General features: G+C 74.6%; 14 protein-coding genes and 1 tRNA gene. 5 read left to right on the top strand and 10 right to left on the bottom strand.

Annotation, left to right across the window (positions count from 1 at the left end):
• Window positions 1-33: 33 nt before the first annotated feature.
• Window positions 34-1218, bottom strand: a complete 1185-nt coding sequence (locus ACIRBX_RS07850; RefSeq protein WP_402294453.1) for a globin domain-containing protein — start codon at window positions 1216-1218, stop codon at window positions 34-36.
• A 277-nt stretch (window positions 1219-1495) separates the two neighbouring features.
• Between ACIRBX_RS07850 and ACIRBX_RS07855 the strand changes: the two genes are divergently transcribed.
• From ACIRBX_RS07855 to ACIRBX_RS07865, 3 genes are all read left to right on the top strand, one after another.
• The gene (locus ACIRBX_RS07855; protein ID WP_402294455.1) at window positions 1496-5005 is read left to right on the top strand and encodes an Ig-like domain-containing protein; all 3510 of its coding nucleotides are present in this window, start codon (window positions 1496-1498) and stop codon (window positions 5003-5005) included.
• Between the two features lie 167 nt (window positions 5006-5172).
• A complete protein-coding gene (locus tag ACIRBX_RS07860; RefSeq protein ID WP_402294456.1) occupies window positions 5173-6534 on the top strand; it encodes an SPFH domain-containing protein in 1362 nt (453 codons plus the stop codon).
• Window positions 6531-7439, top strand: a complete 909-nt coding sequence (locus ACIRBX_RS07865; RefSeq protein ID WP_402294458.1) for a C40 family peptidase — start codon at window positions 6531-6533, stop codon at window positions 7437-7439. The genes ACIRBX_RS07860 and ACIRBX_RS07865 overlap by 4 nt, the downstream gene beginning before the upstream one ends.
• A 131-nt stretch (window positions 7440-7570) precedes the next feature.
• On the opposite strand, the gene ACIRBX_RS07870 is transcribed toward ACIRBX_RS07865, so the two are convergent.
• Window positions 7571-8545, bottom strand: a complete 975-nt coding sequence (locus tag ACIRBX_RS07870; protein ID WP_402294460.1) for an aldo/keto reductase — start codon at window positions 8543-8545, stop codon at window positions 7571-7573.
• A gap of 154 nt (window positions 8546-8699) precedes the next feature.
• Between ACIRBX_RS07870 and ACIRBX_RS07875 the strand changes: the two genes are divergently transcribed.
• Both ACIRBX_RS07875 and ACIRBX_RS07880 read left to right on the top strand, forming a co-directional pair.
• Window positions 8700-8900 carry a hypothetical protein gene (locus ACIRBX_RS07875; RefSeq protein ID WP_402294461.1) on the top strand — a complete coding sequence of 67 codons (201 nt, stop codon included), beginning with the start codon at window positions 8700-8702 and terminating at the stop codon, window positions 8898-8900.
• 210 nt (window positions 8901-9110) lie between these two features.
• Window positions 9111-9995: a tyrosine-protein phosphatase gene (locus ACIRBX_RS07880; protein WP_402294463.1), complete on the top strand. Its 885-nt coding sequence runs from the start codon at window positions 9111-9113 to the stop codon at window positions 9993-9995.
• A 43-nt stretch (window positions 9996-10038) separates the two neighbouring features.
• Here the strand turns inward: ACIRBX_RS07880 and ACIRBX_RS07885 are convergent, their stop codons facing one another.
• The 8 genes from ACIRBX_RS07885 to ACIRBX_RS07920 form a co-directional block, all read right to left on the bottom strand.
• Complete coding sequence (locus ACIRBX_RS07885; protein WP_402294465.1) at window positions 10039-11076, bottom strand: SigB/SigF/SigG family RNA polymerase sigma factor; 1038 nt, start codon at window positions 11074-11076, stop codon at window positions 10039-10041.
• A gap of 158 nt (window positions 11077-11234) precedes the next feature.
• On the bottom strand, window positions 11235-12164 hold the full coding sequence (locus ACIRBX_RS07890; protein ID WP_402294467.1) for an RNA polymerase sigma factor SigF: 930 nt from the start codon (window positions 12162-12164) through the stop codon (window positions 11235-11237).
• Between the two features lie 186 nt (window positions 12165-12350).
• Window positions 12351-12644, bottom strand: coding sequence for a Dabb family protein (locus ACIRBX_RS07895; protein WP_402294469.1), 294 nt, complete (start codon window positions 12642-12644; stop codon window positions 12351-12353).
• 83 nt (window positions 12645-12727) lie between these two features.
• The gene (locus ACIRBX_RS07900; protein WP_402294471.1) at window positions 12728-12892 is read right to left on the bottom strand and encodes a hypothetical protein; all 165 of its coding nucleotides are present in this window, start codon (window positions 12890-12892) and stop codon (window positions 12728-12730) included.
• 346 nt (window positions 12893-13238) lie between these two features.
• Window positions 13239-14144: a hypothetical protein gene (locus ACIRBX_RS07905; RefSeq protein ID WP_402294473.1), complete on the bottom strand. Its 906-nt coding sequence runs from the start codon at window positions 14142-14144 to the stop codon at window positions 13239-13241.
• 71 nt (window positions 14145-14215) lie between these two features.
• Window positions 14216-14305 (bottom strand) — tRNA-Ser (locus ACIRBX_RS07910).
• A 44-nt stretch (window positions 14306-14349) separates the two neighbouring features.
• Window positions 14350-14847, bottom strand: coding sequence for a tRNA adenosine(34) deaminase TadA (tadA, locus tag ACIRBX_RS07915; protein WP_402294475.1), 498 nt, complete (start codon window positions 14845-14847; stop codon window positions 14350-14352).
• 33 nt (window positions 14848-14880) lie between these two features.
• Window positions 14881-15429, bottom strand: coding sequence for a tRNA adenosine deaminase-associated protein (locus tag ACIRBX_RS07920; RefSeq protein WP_402294476.1), 549 nt, complete (start codon window positions 15427-15429; stop codon window positions 14881-14883).
• Between the last annotated feature and the right edge of the window lie 145 nt (window positions 15430-15574).

Genomic DNA, 15574 nt, shown 5'->3' on the forward strand with positions numbered 1-15574 from the left:
CGGGAGATCCCGGGGCCTCTCGTCGTTCCCGCCTCAGCGACCGGGCAGCGGGTCGGGCGGGGGGCCGAGCAGCCACTCGGCCGGGCTGAGGTGGCCGCCCGGGCGGGGCGGCGGCGGGACCGGGTCGTGGCGGATCAGCGCCGGATCGGCGTGCAGGCCGGTGAGCAGCCGGGTCAACTCGGGGGCCAGCGCGGGCGGGCCGCTCAGGTAGACGTCGTGGCCGGACCAGTCCCCGTGCCGCCGTAGTCCGGTGCGGAGCAGGGCAGCCGCCTCGGCGGGGTCGGTGCCGTACTCGGGGGCCGCCAGCACCACCTCCAGCCAAGGGTGTTCGGCCACCAGCGCGGTCACGGCGGCCAGGTCGTACTGGTCGGCGTCGTCCCGGGCGGCCAGGTAGACGGTGACCGGCCGGGCCGGGCCCCGGGCGAGCTGCTCCAGCAGCGCCTTGACCGCGCCCCAGCCGGTGCCGCCGGCCACCGCCAGCACCGGGCGACGGGAGGCCGGGTCGAGCACGGCGGTGCCCTGCGGCGCACCGAGCAGCAGCCGCTCGCCGGGCAGCACGTCGTGCACCAGCACCGGGCTGAGCCGCCCGCCGGGCACCCGGCGCACGTGCAGCTCCAGCGTGCCGTCCGGGCGCGGGGCGTTGGCGATCGAGTACGGGCGCCAGAGTTGCGGCAGCCGGGGCGAGCCGAGCGTCAGGTACTGGCCGGCCGTGTGCCGGTAGGGCCGGTCCGGGCGGAGCGTGAGCACCACCAGGTCGGGGGCGGCCCGCCGACGGTGCGTCACCTCGGCCTCCCACCAGGCGGGTGCGCCGTCCTCCTCCTCGGCGGCCTCCAGCATGGTCCGGGAGACCACCGCGTACGCCTCGGTCCAGGACCGCTCGGTCTCCTGGGTCCAGGTGCGGCCGGAGAAGTGCCGGACGGCGGCCACCAGGCTGGCCCCGACGGCGGCGTAGTGCTCGGCCGCGGCCCGGTACCTGCGGTGGTCCCGGCCCAGCGCGCGCAGGTACTCGGTGAGCCGGGCCGGCTGGTCGAGCTGCCGCACCACGTGGGCGAGCGCGCGGAACAGCCGGTCGCGCTGCTCGGTCAGGTCGGCCGGGAAGTGCCGGCGCAGGTCCGGGTGGTGTGCGAACAGGTGGACGTAGAAGAACCGGACCAGCTGATCGGCCCGGCACTCGACGACGGCGAAGCTGGCGCGCAGCAGCGCGGGGTCGAAGGACACCGCGCCGACTCTACTCACCCGGAGATCAATTCGAACGGGAATCGGTGACGAATGGTCAGTGAACGGGCCGGGACGGCCCGTTGCCGGACAAGTACGACCGCTGGAATCCGTGTGGTCGGGGTAGGCCCGAGACTGCCGGGCGAGTGACCGCCATTCGGGTTGCACCGGGGCGTTCACCGAGGTGTCACGGTACGACGGGCTCCATGTCGTGATTCCGTTTTGTCAGAACTTATGCCTGCCGCGCCGGTTGGCGGCCGACACCGAAGGAGAGAGCCGGATGAGCCGACAGCTCCGCCCCGCCGACGCGTCGTCAGCCACCCGCTCGGGCCGACCCGCCGCACCTGCGGTGCCAGGCCGCTCCCGCCGGGCCGGAATCGGCCGCCGAATGGCCGCCGTGCTCGCCACCGGGCTGCTGATCGGCTGGAATTCACCCCTGCTCGGCCCGGCGGCCGTGGCCCAGCAGACACCCGACTCGTGGTCCGCCGAACGCCGGGCCGCACTGCCTTCCGGACTGCGGGTGCAGCTGGATTTCTCCCCCCTCCCGGGAGTGACCGCGAAAGGCGCTACCGGAAAGCTCGCCACCGGCGGTGGCGGGTACGCCGACGGACTGCGCGGCGGTGATCCGGCCACCGCGTTCGAACTCGGGCTGGAACGGCCCACCGCGGACGGTTCCTGGCGCACCCTCGGAACGCTCCAGCTGTCCTTCTCCGGGCCGGTGCGCAATCCCCGGCTGCACCTGAGCGGCCTGGCCGCGCAGGCCACCGGACGGAACGGCAGCACCTCCACGGTGAGCCGGCTGACCGTCACGGGCGGCAGCCCGAGCGCCCCCAGCCTGGTCGCCCGCACCGACTGGCCGGGCTGGACGGTCTCGGACAACGCCCTCACCCCGGCCGACGCCGGGGAGGGGGCCGAGGTCGCCCAGGGACCGGGGCAGGGCACCGTCGAACTCTCCGGCACCGTCTCCACGGTGACCTTCCGACTGGAGCAGCGCAGCACCGCCCGGGGCGGCTCGGCGCCCGCCCCCGCCGCGCTCCGGCAGGCGTACACGGTGACCCTGGACGAGGGCGTCGGCAGCGCGCCGCAGGGCTACACCAACGCCTCGCACCTGGTCTCCGACCTCTTCCTCGGCCGCACCGCCACCCCCGGGGCGCGGCCCGCCACCGCCACCGTGGCCCGGCCGCTGGTGCCGGAGGGCCCGGCCGGCCCGCAGGAGCCCGAGGCGGTGCTCGAACGCTCCCAGCCGATGGTCGAGTTGGACGGCGGCGAATCCCGCCGCAGCACCTTCGAACGGCCGAGCGCCGGCGGCCCGCAGCCCGGCCGGGGCGACTACCAGGGCCCCGACCCGACGGTGGACCTCCCCGCCGAGGCCGCGATCGGGCGCTACTACACCGCCACCGTCCCGGTCGCCGCCGCCTCCGGGCCGGCCACCCTGGCGGGCTGGATCGACTTCGACCACAACGGACGGTTCGACGCCACCGAGCGGGTGCAGGCGGAGGTGACGCCCGGTCAGCGGGCCGCCCGGCTGGAGTGGATCGTGCCGGGCAACGCGGCGGCGGGGGAGACCTGGGCCCGGCTCCGGCTCGCCCACGCGGCGGCCCAGGTGGTCAACCCGGGCGGCTTCGCCGACTCCGGCGAGGTGCTCGACCAGAAGGTCCGGCTCACCGTGGGCGCCGCCCGGCCGGAGATCACCGGACCGGTCAGCGGCAGCGTGCTGGCCGACGCCCGCCCGGAGATCCGGGGCGAGGCCGGGGTCGCCGGGGCCACCGTCGCGGTGCTGGAGGGCGAGCGCGAACTCTGCCGCGCCACCGTCGCCCGGGACGGCGGCTGGGCCTGCCGGCCCGACCAGCCGCTCCGGAGCGGTGAGCACGTCCTGGTGCCGGTGGAGACCACCCGGGGCGGGGTGGTGCTGCGCGGCGAGGAGATCCGACTCACCGTCAAGACCGATCCACCGCGCGCCCCGCAGTTCACCCTGCCCGAGTACACCAACGACCCCGGCCTACTGCTCACCGGCACCGCCGACCCCGGCACCACCGTCTCGGTGGTGGACGCCCCCCGCGGGCCCGGGGCCGACCGGGCGGCCGGTGAGCTGTGCAGCTCCGCCACCCAGGACGACGGCACCTGGTCCTGCCTCCCGGTCGAGAACCTCGCCGACGGCCCCCACCAGCTCACCGCCGCCGCCACCGACGGCGCGGGCAACCGCACGGCCGGCAAGCCCGTCCCGCTGGTGGTCGACACCGTCGCCCCGCCCCGCCCCCAACTCGGCTCCCCCGCCTCCGGAGCCGTCCTCGACACCGCCCGCCCCCGCCTCACCGGGCGCGCCGAGCCCGGCTCCACCGTCACCGTCACCGCCCGGCCCCGGGCGGCGGGAGAGCGGTTCGTGCTCTGCACCGCCGTCACCGGGGCGGACGGGGCCTGGAGCTGCACGGCGGCCCGGGACCTCGCGGAGGGCGCGTGGTCGGTGGTGGTCACGGCCACCGACCGGGCGGGGAACACGGCTTCGGCGGACGCGGCCGACCTGACGGTCCGTCCGACGGCGGTGTCGCCGTCGCCGTCGGAGGCTCCGGTCGAGTCGCCGTCGCCCTCGCCGTCCGGTGCGCCGTCGCCCTCGCCCTCGCCGTCCGCTTCGCCGTCCCCGTCGCCCTCGCCGTCTCCGTCTTCGTCTCCGTCGCCTTCACCGGAGCCGACTCCCTCCGCGTCACCCTCGGAGAGTTCGTCCGTGTCGGCTTCACCGTCCGTCTCGGCCTCCGCCGTGGCCGCCGGGTCCCCGTCGGCCTCGACCTCTCCCGAGGCGCCCCCCGCTTCGCCGTCCGTCTCGCCGTCCGGGCCGACCGAAGCCGGCACCCTCCCGCTGCCGTCCGGTTCGCCGTCGCTGCTCCCGATGGTGCCGGCCTCCGCTCAGCCGAGCCCGTCCGGTGAGCCGGTCGAACCTCCCTTCACCGAGCCGGTGTTGACCCCCGACGAGCTGGCCGTGATCGTGCCCATCGTGGTGCCCGGGGGCGGTACTGACCCCTCGCCGCCGGACGCTTCCCCGTCGGCCTCCCCCGCCGTGCCGACGGTGTCCGCTCCGGCCGCACCGTCGCCTGCGGTCCCCGTGGAGCCGTCGGCCTCGGCCTCCCCGTCCGCCACGCCATCGGAATCGGGCGGCCCGGTCTCGGCCAAGCCCTCGGCCTCTCCGTCCACCACCCCGGAACCGGGTGGCCCGGTCTCCTCGGAGTCGGCCGTTCCGGTGGCCGCGCCCTCGTCGGAACCAGCGGCCCCGGTCGTGTCGGCCACTCCCACGATCTCCACGCCGTCGCCGTCGGTGACTCCGTCCGCGCCGAGCGACACGCGGACCGACGCGCCGTCAGTTACGCCATCCGTGGCGGTGGTTCCGCCCGCATCTCCGGCTGCCTCCGCCGAGGCGTCGCCATCGGCCACCCCGTCGCCGTCGCCTTCCCCCTCGACCCTTTCGTCCCCGTCCCCGTCGGCCTCTCCGTCCCCGCACGTGTCGGCCTCCGCCGCCGGTGCCACCTCGGTGGCCGTGTCCCCGGAGCCGGGCGGCGCTCCGGCGGACGAGGCCCCGGTGATCGAGGCGGCCGGGCCGCCGGCACCGGCTGCGGAGCCGGCACCCTCGCCCAGTGAGACCGGGCCCGAGTCGCGGAACCTGGCCGCCCCGCCGGTCGGCGCCATGAGCGAGGCGGAGAGTTGGCGGACCGGGGCCTTCGGGCTGCTGCTCGTGGCGACCGCGCTGGGTCTGCTGGCCAAGCGAGTGCTCAGCCGGGGCAGCGGCGGGCGACGACGCCGCTGAGCTGCGGAATCTGACGGCGCGTCGCCCGACGCGCCGTCAGATATGCTCGACACGCCACGCCGCTTATGTCGCATTTGATGACTTATCAACCTAGCCTGAACTCGGCACCGCCCGACCCGTTCCGGGCCGCCCGTTGCGCGACACACCGACCCTCAAGGAACCCGTGCATGGACGTCACCCGTGAACCCTCCCCGCGCCCCGAGAGCTGGCCGCCCGCTCTCCCGGGCCGTCCCGAACTGCTGCGGAGCGGTGGCGCCACGCCGCTCAGCCGGGCGGTGGCCGGTGCGGTCGCCCGTCCGCTGATCAAGGTGCATCCGGTCGCCGCCGAGGAGCAGGCCGCCGCCGCGCCGTCCCCCGCCGCGCCGATCGCCGACCGGGCGGCCGACGCCACGCCGACCGCTGACCCGCAGGCGCCCACCGTGGAGATCGCCACGCCGGTCGCCACGCCGGTCGCCACGCCGGTCGACGCGCCGGCCGCCACGCCGATCGCCGACCCGCCCACCGTGGAGGGCGCAGCCGTCACCGGGGTGGCCACCGAGGGTCGGGCCGCCCGTCGCCCGCCCCGTGCCGATGCCAATCTCCGGGAGTTCCGGGCCCGTTCGCTGCCGGGCTGGCTCGCCCTGCTGGTGCTGCTGACCGGGGTGGCCGGGGTCCTGCTGGTGCTGGCCCGGGCCGGAGTGCTCCCGCACCTGGCCGGCCTGCCGGACCTCCGCAGCGAGGCTGCCAGGCGGAGCGGGAGTCCCGAGGTCACCGCCGGTTCGGTGGCGGCGGTCGCCGCCGCCGGTCTGACGGTGGTCCTCGTCCTCGCCGGCCTGCTGGCCAACGCGGGCGGCGAGACCCGGGTGCTGACCCGGTGGGGCAGGTACCGGGGCACCGTCCGCCGTACCGGCCTGCTCTGGGTCAACCCGCTGTTCCGCCGCCGCCGGGTGGACGTCCGGCTCCGGCACTGGCGCAGCGAGCCGGTCCACGTCACCGACCGCACCGGTACCCCGATCGTGGTCCGGCTGCTGATCGTCTGGCGGGTGCGGGACACCGCCCGGGCCGCCCTCGGGATCGCCGAGCACGAGGCGTACCTGCGGGAGCAGGTGCACGCGGTGCTCACCCGGACCGCGAGTGCCCTGCCCTGTGACTCCAACTCCGCGCCGGGGCCCGCCCTCCGGGACGGTCACTGGTTCGCCGACGAGCTCACCCGAGCGCTGGCCGCCGAGGTGGCCCCGGCCGGGATCGAGGCGTACTCGGTGCAGCCGATCTCGCTGGACTACGCGCCCGAGGTGGCCGACTCGATGCGCCGCCGCCGGCTCGCCGACCTGGACGCGGGGCTGCGCACCGTGATGGTGGACGACGCGGTGGAGGCCGCCGCGCTGGCCGTCCGTCGCCTGGAGCGGGCCACCGCCCACGAGTTGGACGAGGCGGCTCGCAGCGCGCTGATGGAGCACCTGCTGGTCGCCTTCGTGGCCCCCGCCGGGGTGTCCGCCCCCGTGCCGTCCCCGGCCGTCCGGGCCGGGCGCAAGGAAGGAAAGCGCGCGTGAAGACAGCCACCGACCCCGACCTGATCGGCTTCTCCGAGGTCGCCGTGGAGGACGCCGCGTGCGGGTGTCCGCCCTGCCGGCAGCAGGCCCGGCGGCAGGAGGCCGCCGCCCGGTCGGCGGCGGATCCGGGGCGAATACACCGGGCGGTGCGCGCCACCTGCGTGGCGACCACGGTGCTGGCCGGTGCCGGCACGGTCGGCCTCGGTCTGGGCGCCGCGAACGCCAGCGCGGCTGCGGGCACCCAGGGTTGGGACGGCTCGAAGTACTGGTTCAAGAACGCCTCGGGCGAGTGGCGCTACACCAGCCACCTCTCCGTCTACCAGGCCAGGACCGGCAGCGCCCCGGACCGTACGGTCAACTCCGGTGGCATCAAGCAGGGTTGGGACGGCTCCAGGTACTGGTTCAAGAACGCCGCCGGTGAGTGGCGCTGGACCAGCCACCTCTCCGTCTACACCTCCCGTACCGGTACGTCCCAGCCGCAGCAGCCGAAGCCCCCGACGCCGCAGCCGACCCCACAGCCGACGCCGCAGCCGCCCGCGTCCTCCTCGGTCGAGACGGCCATCGCCTACGCCACCGCCCAGCTCGGCAAGCCCTACGTCTGGGGCGGCAACGGCCCCTCCGGATACGACTGTTCGGGCCTGGTGCAGCAGGCCTACCGCCGGGCCGGCGTCTCGCTGCCCCGGGTGGCCGACGACCAGTACGCCGCCACCACGCCGGTGAGCGCCGGCCAACTCCGGCGCGGTGACCTGCTGTTCTGGTCCAACAGCAGCCGCGCCTCAGGCATCCACCACGTGGGCATCTACCTGGGCGACGGTACGTTCCTGGAGGCGGCCCGTCCAGGTACCACGATCCGGATCTCCACCCTCAGCAAGGGCTACTTCCCGACCCATCTCGGCCGTCCCTGACCGGTCGGTCGACCACCCGGTCGGTCGAGCGCCCGGCAGGTCGAGCACCCGGCCGGGCGTGGGGCACCAGCCGCCCCACGCCCGGCCGACCGCCGCATGGCCGACCGCCGCATGGCCGATCGGCCGACCGCTCAGCCGACCGCCGACGCGGCCTCCAGCAGCTCCAGCTCCTCCGCCGTCAGCTCCAGCCGCACGCCCGCCAGCAGGGCCGGCAGCTGCTCCACCGTCCGGGCGCTGGCGATCGGCGCCGCGACGGTCGGCTGCGCCGCCACCCAGGCCAGCGCCACGCTGGCGAGCTCCGCCCCGCGCTCCCCGGCGATCCGGTCCAGCGCGTCCAGCACGTCCAGGCCCCGACCCTCCGTCAGGTAGCGGGAGGCGCCGACCGCGCGGGCGCTCGCCACCTCCGGGCCACCCGGCCGGTACTTGCCGGTCAGGAAGCCGGAGGCCAGCGCGTAGTACGGCACGGCGGCCAGCCCGTGGTCGGCCACCACCTTCGCCAGCCCGCCCTCGTAGGTGCCGCGCGAGACCAGGCTGTAGTTCGGCTGCACCGCGACGTAGGCCGCCAGGCCCTCGGCGGCGGAGTGCTCCAGCGACTCGGCCAGCCGGTCCGCGCCGATGTTGGAGGCGGCCACCGCCCGCACCTTGCCCTCCTTGACCAGCTCGTCCAGCACGCCGACGATCTCGGCCACCGGCGTGCCGAGGTCGTCCCGGTGGGTGTAGAGCAGGTCGATGTGGTCCAGGCCGAGCCGGCGCAGCGACGCCTCGGTGGCCGAGCGCACGGTGGCCGCCGAGAGGCCCTCCGCCTCCGGGTGCGCGCCGACCTTGGTGGCGACCACCACGCCGTCCCGGCCGCCCCGCGTGCGCAGCCACTCGCCGATGATCACCTCGGACTCGCCGCCGGTGTTGCCCGGCACCCAGGCCGAGTAGACGTCGGCGGTGTCCACGAAGTTGCCGCCGGCCGCCGCGTAGGCGTCCAGCACGGCGAAGGAGGCGTCCCGGTCGGCGGTCCAGCCGAAGACGTTGCCGCCGAGCGCGAGCCGGGAGACGGAGAGGTCCGAGGCACCGAGGGTCACCCGGTGGGGAGCGTCACTGAGGATGTCGGTCATGGGGCGATCCAACCCCACCGCGCCCGGGTCCGCGCGGGTTCTCCACACCTCTTCACAGGGCCGTCGTACGCCCGTAGCAGTGCACCCACCGGCCGCCACGAACGAGGGGGTCCGGGGTGTCCCACGACCTGCGGAGTTGGCTAGAGTCCGTGCCATGGCTGACAACGACTACGACCCCGCCGGCAGCACCCAGATGTTCCGGGCCTTCGTCGACGAGACCCCGGCGCCGCAGGCCCCCGGTTCGGTGACCACCTACGGCAGCTCGGGCGGCAGCAGCCGCACCGGCCTGGTGATCGGCCTCACCGTGCTCGGCCTCGCGATCCTCGGCGCCGTCATCTGGCTGGCCGTCAAGTGACCTCCGCGTAGCGGCACGTCGCTCCACGGGCCGCCCCGCCGGCCCGGTCGTGCCGCTACGCACCGGCCTGCCGTCGCGCACCGGCCCGGTCGTCCTGCCCGCCTTCCCGCCGGGCCGACGGCCGGGGCACCCTCCGGGGTACGGAGCCGCGCCAGCCTAGACTGGCGCGGAAGACCCGTACGCCTGTTCCAGCATGCCCCGGAGGCCCCCGTGACCCAGTCGATCGAGCAAGCCCGCAGCCTCGGACTGGCCGGTGCCTCCAACGCCCGCGACCTCGGCGGCTACCGCACCGAGGACGGCTCGCTGGTCCGCTCCGGCGTGGCGCTGCGCGCCGACGCGCTGCACCGGCTGACCGAGCAGGACGGCGCCGCGCTCCTGGCCGCGGGGGTGCGCCGGGTGGTCGACCTGCGCAGCTTCGGCGAGGTCCGGGAGGCCGGCGCGGACCGGATCCCCGGCCTGCCGGTGGCCGCCCTGCCCGAGCTGGAGCAGGCCGAGCTGTCCGCCACCGCGCTCACCGTGGACGGCGAGCTGACGCTCCACCACCTGCCGGTCTTCGCCGCCGACTTCGACGTCTACGTGGCCCTGCGCGACGCGCTGGCCGACCGCGACCCGGCCCGCCAGCGGGAGCTGCTCGGCGACGGCCGGGCGGCCGGCATCATGATCGGCCTCTACCGCTGGTTCGTCACCTCCCCGGTGGCCCGCGAGCGGTTCGCCGAGGTGCTCCGGCTGCTGGCCGCACCGGACGGAGTGCCGCTGCTCTTCCACTGCTCGGCCGGCAAGGACCGCACCGGCTGGGTGGCCGCCCTCGCCCTCACCGCGCTCGGCGTGGACCGCGAGACGGTCTACCAGGACTACCTGCTCACCAACGAGCGCTCCGCCAAGGTGGTCGACCACCTGATGGAGAGCTTCGGCACCTCCGGCCTGATGGCCGACCCCTCGCTGCTGCTGCCGGTGCTCCGGGCCGATCGCGCCTTCCTGGACGCCGCCTTCGCCGAGGTCGAGGCCGGCTGGGACGACTTCGGGCACTTCTGGCGGGACGGCCTCGGCCTGGACGACGCCGTGCTGGCCGGGCTGCGCGCCAACCTGCTGGCCTGAGCGGGCCCGCCCGCCCGGCGGATCGACCGGGCGGGCAGCCCGGCTACTCGCTGATCAGCCCGTTCCGCAGCTGGGTCAGGGTCTTGGTGAGCAGCCGCGAGACGTGCATCTGCGAGATGCCGATCTCCTCGCCGATCTGAGACTGCGTCAGCCCGCCGAAGAACCGGAGCATGATGATCCGGCGCTCGCGCGGTGGCAGCTTGGCCAGCAGTGGTTTGAGCGACTCGCGGTACTCGACGCCCTCCAGCGCCAAGTCCTCGTAGCCCAGCCGGTCGGCCAGCGGCCCGTCGCCGTCCTCCTCGCCGGGTGTGGAGTCCAGCGAGGAGGCGGTGTACGCGTTCCCCACCGCCAGGCCCTCGACCACGTCCTCCTCGCTGACGCCGAGGAAGACCGCGAGCTCGGCCACGGTGGGCGAGCGGTCCAGCTTCTGCGAGAGCTCGTCGCCGGCCTTGGTCAGCGCCAGCCGCAGCTCCTGGAGCCGCCGGGGCACCCGGACCGACCAGCTGGTGTCCCGGAAGAAGCGCTTGATCTCGCCGACCACGGTCGGCATCGCGAAGGTCGGGAACTCCACCCCGCGCTCCGGGTCGAAGCGGTCGATCGCCTTGATCAGGCCGATGGTGCCGACCTGGACGATGTCCTCCATCGGCTCGTTCCGGCTGCGGAAGCGGGCGGAGGCGTACCTGACAAGCGGAAGGTTGAGCTCGATCAGGGTGTCTCGGACGTAGGTGTGCTCGTCGCTCCCTGCCTCCAGCCCGGCCAGCCGGGCGAACAGCGAGCGGGACAGCGTCCGGGTGTCCAGGCCCTTCTCGGGAGCCCTCGCGGCCGCCTGTCCGGGGTCGTCCTGTCCGGCGGTGTCCTGCGCGGGGGCGTCCTGCCCGGTCGGCTCCCCGGCGGTCGGGTGGGCCGGTGCCGGGTGGGCCTGGGCCGGGTGGGCCTGGGTCGGGTGGGCCTGGGTCGGCTGGGTGGGGATGCCCACCACGACCGTCTCCGGCCCGGGTGCCGTCCCCGGCTGCGGCACTGCCACCGACGCGAGCGTGACGGCCGTGCCGTGGCCCTCCGCGCTGCCCAGTTCTGCGGACATGCTCCACCCCCTCGTGACCGACTGTACAACGGGCACTACCCAGCGACAGTTCCCGCCGTCGGACTACCCCTCCAGCTCCATACCGGCCCAGGAGCCCCGGCAAACCCGAACGTCGCAAGATGTCACGCCGCAGTGACGCACGGCTACCCACCCGGACGTCACTCCTCCCAGGAGTTCCCGGTCCGCAGGCGGGTCAGGATTCTGGACAGTAGCCGGGAGACGTGCATCTGCGACATACCGAGTTCGGTGGAGATCTGGGACTGCGTCAGGTTCGCGAAGAACCGGAGCATGATGATCCGCCGCTCCCGCTCGGGCAGTTGCACCAGCAGGTGCCGCACCATGTCCCGGTGCTCCACGTCGGCCAGCGCCGAGTCCTCGTAGCCCAGCCGGTCCAGCAGGGCCAGTCCGCCCTCGTGCTCCTGCGCCGCCTCCAGCGAGGCCGCGTTGTACGCCCGCCCGGCCGCCAGGCAGGCCCGGACGTCCTCCTCCGGGATCCGCAGGTTGGCCGCGATCTCCGGCACCTTGGGCGAGCGCCCGTGAGTGACCGTCAACTCCTCCATCGCGCCGCTGACCTGGACCCAGAGCTCCTGGAGCCGGCGCGGCACGTGCATGGTCCGGACGTTGTCCCGGAAGTAGCGCTTGATCTCGCCCAGGATGGTCGGCAGCGCGTAGGTCGGGAACTGCACGCCCCGGGTCGGGTCGAAGCGGTCGATCGCGTTGATCAGGCCGATGGTGCCGACCTGGACGATGTCCTCCATCGGCTCGTTCCGGCTGCGGAAGCGGGTCGCCGCGTAGCGCACCAGCGGGATGTTCGCCTCGATCAGCGCCGCCCGCACCCGGTCCCGCTCCGGCGCTCCCGGCGGCAGCTCGGCCAGCCGCTCGAAGAGCACCCGGGTCAGCGTCCGGACGTCGACCTGGCCCCGGCCGGTGCCGCCGCGCACCTCCACCGGCCCGCCCTCCGCCACGGGGGGCTCCTGCTCGACGGCCTCCGGCGCACTGCTGTCCTGACTGTCCTGCGTCCGCACGGCCACGCCACCCCTCCCACGTCCTGCGGCCCGTCCCACCGGTCGTGGTCCGCTGCCCGTCATCACCTCGCGCCAGGTCCGGCAAAAACGGTCATAGCATCACAAGTCGTGCACATCGTGAGCAAGCACCCGTCTTAGGCGTGTTGGCGGATGGTCGGGAGAGCTGTCGGGGTGCGGAACGGCCCCCTGGCACGGTGCGTGCCAGGGGGCCGAAGGGTACTTCCGGTACGACCTTTCGGTCGGACGGGCTCAGACCTCGATGTCCGCGATCACCCAGGTGGCGAACTCACGCCACTGTCCGGCGGCTGCCTGATGGGCCGGGTGGCCCAGGTACGCGGCCAGCGCCTCGCGGTCCTCCACCAGGCTGTTGATCGCGTAGTCGTAGGCGATGTCCCGCTCGGTGGTGTTCCAGCCGCACTCCCACTCGCGCAGCTCGGAGATCAGCCCGCCGAGCTCCTCGAACGCCTTCGCGCCGGCCACCGCACGCTCGTCGTCCTTGCCGACGCCGTCGTTGAGCCTGAACAGGACCAGATGCCGAATCACGATGCCGCTCCCAGCGGTCGAGGGTGTGTGCTGCTTGCCCGCCCACCGTAGCCGCCGCCCGTCCGGCCCCGTCCGCGCGTCCGCTAGCTGACCAGCCCGGTCATGAACGTCCCGATCGCCTTGGCCGCGTCCGAGATCCCGACGAAGCCCGACTGCACCAGCTCGGCCGCCCTGGTCGGGGAGGTGATCACCGTGTAGATCACGAAGATCAGCAGCAGCCACATCCCGATCCTCTTCGCCTGCGCCACCCTGCTCGCCGCCTCCCGCTAGCCCGCCCGGCCCAATCCCCGAGCAGCTTATCGACCGGACGGCCCATCAGGTCGGCACCCCGTTCACCCTCCGGGACGAAGGTCCCCCCAAGACGGGCCCTTCTCCGCTCGCCCGCCCCCACCCCGTCCAGCAGGATGGAACACGTACCGAGGGATCTGGCAGGAATCCGCGGTACGAGGACCGGAGCTCCCCGCTGTGGGACCGGGCGTCGTGGCTTCCCCCCGACACGACCCCGGTTGTGGGACCTCCGCCCGGGGCAGCCGTCCGTCCCCCCGGGACGGCTGCCCCCTCAACAGGCCTCGCACTCACCCCGGGCCACGGTGGTCAAAGCCCCGAGTGCGGGGCCTCTTGCATGCCCGCGCCCAGGCGTTCCAGGGCGGCGTCCTTCTCCGCGACGGCTGCTGCCAGCACCTCCAGGAGCCGGTGCCGGTGCCGGCCCCGGCCCTTCAGGGCATGGCAGTTGGGGCAGAGCGCGATCATCAGCTCCGGGACGTCCTCGCCGGTCGCCGCCAGCCCGTTGAGGTGGTCCACCTCCAGCAGGGGCGCCCCGCGGTCCGTCAGTTCGTCCGGGTGGCCGAGGCAGCCCGGGTTCTCACACCTGCCGCCCGAGCGCAGCAGCACGGCCCGCCGGGCGGACCGCGTCCGCTTCGGGCGCTCACCGCCGACCGGTGCGCTGCGGTCCTCGCCCCGCCGCTCGGCTGAGGCGTGGGCCGAACGCTTGAGGCTCCGGTAGCGCGCTGCCGTCTGCTCGGGGGACGACGGGGACACCACCACCTCGTCCGCCGGCCCCGGGCCGTGCCAGCCGATGCGTGCCGCCACCCCGGCCGGCACCGGATCGAGGTGGCGCTCCAGCAGGGACTCGGTGATCTCGTCGGCCAGTTGACGGTCCGCCAGTAGCAGGGCGTGGTCCTCCGGGGGCAGCCCGGCGAGCGGGTCCGGCGCGTTCAAGGCGCTCACCAAGGGCCGCCGGCCGCCGCTGGTGAGCGGCAGCGTGCCGGCACCCTCGATCTCCCAGAGGCCGTTGAGGTGCAGCACCCAGAACGGGTAGAGCGCTCCGTCCGACCGCCCGTACTCGGCCAGCAGGGCGTCCGTCTCCTCCCGGATGACCGACCAGTGCTGGAGCCTCGGCCGTCCTCGCAGGGCCTGGTCGATCGCCCAGAGCAGCAGAAGCGGCCGGTGCGGGTGCTGGATCGACAGGCCGTCGATGCGGGACGTCAGCGAAGAGGGCATCGGTGCACGCCTCTCGGAAGTGGGGAACGCCGAAGGGCCCCGATCCGGTGGATCGGGGCCCTTCGGGCTTCTGGCGGTAGCGGTGGGATTCGAACCCACGGTGAAGTTGCCCCCACACACGCTTTCGAGGCGTGCTCCTTTGGCCGCTCGGACACGCTACCGAGACGAGACTCTACCGGACGGGGCGGGCTCGGACGAAATCCGTTCAGCGGTGGGTGTCGAACCAGGTGCGGAGCTGGTCGGCGCAGGCGGTGGCGAGGACGCCGGGGATGACCTCGGGGCGGTGGTTGAGGCGGCGGTCGCGGACGACGTCGAAGAGGGAGCCGGCGGCGCCGGCCTTGTCGTCGTGGGCGCCGTAGACGACGCGGTCGAGGCGGGAGAGGACGATGGCGCCGGCGCACATGGTGCAGGGTTCGAGGGTGACCACCAGTGTGCAGCCGCTGAGGCGCCACTCGCCGAGGGCGGCGGCGGCCTGCCGGATGGCGACCACCTCGGCGTGGCCGGTGGGGTCGCCGAGGGCCTCGCGGACGTTGTGGCCGCGGCCGAGGACGGTGCCGTCGGGGCCGAGCACGAGCGCCCCGACCGGTACGTCCCCGGTGGCGGTGGCGAGTGCGGCCTCGTCGATGGCGAGGCGCATCGCGTCCGTCCAGCGGTCGCGTACCGGGTCGGGGCGTACGGGGGCCGGGAGCGGGGCGATCTGCATGGGACCAGTGTCGGGCATGCGGCCCTCAGGGCCTCAGCGGACCGCCTCCAGGACTTCGCCGCAGCCGATCGCCTCGGCGATCTCACCGAGGGCGTCGCCGGGCAGCGCGCCCTCGCCGCTGAGCTCGCGCAGGCCGTCGGCGGCCAGCCCGAAGTCGGCGAGCAGCTCGGGGTCGCCGAGCGGGCCGATCGGGACGCCGCCGTGGCCGGTGGCGGAGTCCTCGTCGTCGGAGTCCTCGGCGTCGGCCTCGGCGTCCTCGTCGAGGTCGACCAGGCGGTCGAGCTCGTCGAAGTCGTCGGCGCCCCGGTCGAGGAGCTCGTCGGTGAGGATCGAGCCGTAGGAGCTGCGGGCGGCGGCGGCCCCGTCCGAGACGAAGATCCGCGGATCCTCCTCGCCGTCCACCCGGAGGACGGCGAACCACGCGTCCTCCTGCTCGATGAAGATCAGGACGCTGTCGTCGTCCTGGGCGGCCTCCCGGGCCAGGTCGGCCAGGTCGGTCAGGGTCTCGACGTCGTCCAGTTCTGTCTCGCTCACGTCCCACCCGCCGGAGGTGCGAGCAAGCACTGCAGCGAAGTACGCCACCAGGGACTCTCCCAAGATTGGTCTCGGCTGTCGGCGATCTCGGAACGGGCGCGGCCTGGCCGCCCCCGCGCCGGGTGCGGCCCGTGTGCGGACCGTCCCTCCGGCATCGTGACAGAAAGCCCGGCGCTGCGGGGAGTGTTCGGCA

It is taken from the genome of Kitasatospora sp. NPDC096147 (assembly GCF_044763225.1).
In the GTDB taxonomy this organism is placed as follows: domain Bacteria; phylum Actinomycetota; class Actinomycetes; order Streptomycetales; family Streptomycetaceae; genus Kitasatospora.

Excerpts from the sequence above, each read along its gene's own strand:
- ACIRBX_RS07855 (WP_402294455.1), top strand. The coding sequence starts at position 1,496 with ATGAGCCGACAGCTCCGCCCCGCCGACGCGTCGTCAGCCACCCGCTCG.
- ACIRBX_RS07860 (WP_402294456.1), top strand. The coding sequence starts at position 5,173 with ATGGACGTCACCCGTGAACCCTCCCCGCGCCCCGAGAGCTGGCCGCCC.
- ACIRBX_RS07870 (WP_402294460.1), bottom strand. The coding sequence starts at position 8,545 with ATGACCGACATCCTCAGTGACGCTCCCCACCGGGTGACCCTCGGTGCC.
- ACIRBX_RS07875 (WP_402294461.1), top strand. The coding sequence starts at position 8,700 with ATGGCTGACAACGACTACGACCCCGCCGGCAGCACCCAGATGTTCCGG.
- ACIRBX_RS07885 (WP_402294465.1), bottom strand. The coding sequence starts at position 11,076 with ATGTCCGCAGAACTGGGCAGCGCGGAGGGCCACGGCACGGCCGTCACG.
- ACIRBX_RS07890 (WP_402294467.1), bottom strand. The coding sequence starts at position 12,164 with ATGACGGGCAGCGGACCACGACCGGTGGGACGGGCCGCAGGACGTGGG.
- ACIRBX_RS07905 (WP_402294473.1), bottom strand. The coding sequence starts at position 14,144 with ATGCCCTCTTCGCTGACGTCCCGCATCGACGGCCTGTCGATCCAGCAC.
- tadA (WP_402294475.1), bottom strand. The coding sequence starts at position 14,847 with ATGCAGATCGCCCCGCTCCCGGCCCCCGTACGCCCCGACCCGGTACGC.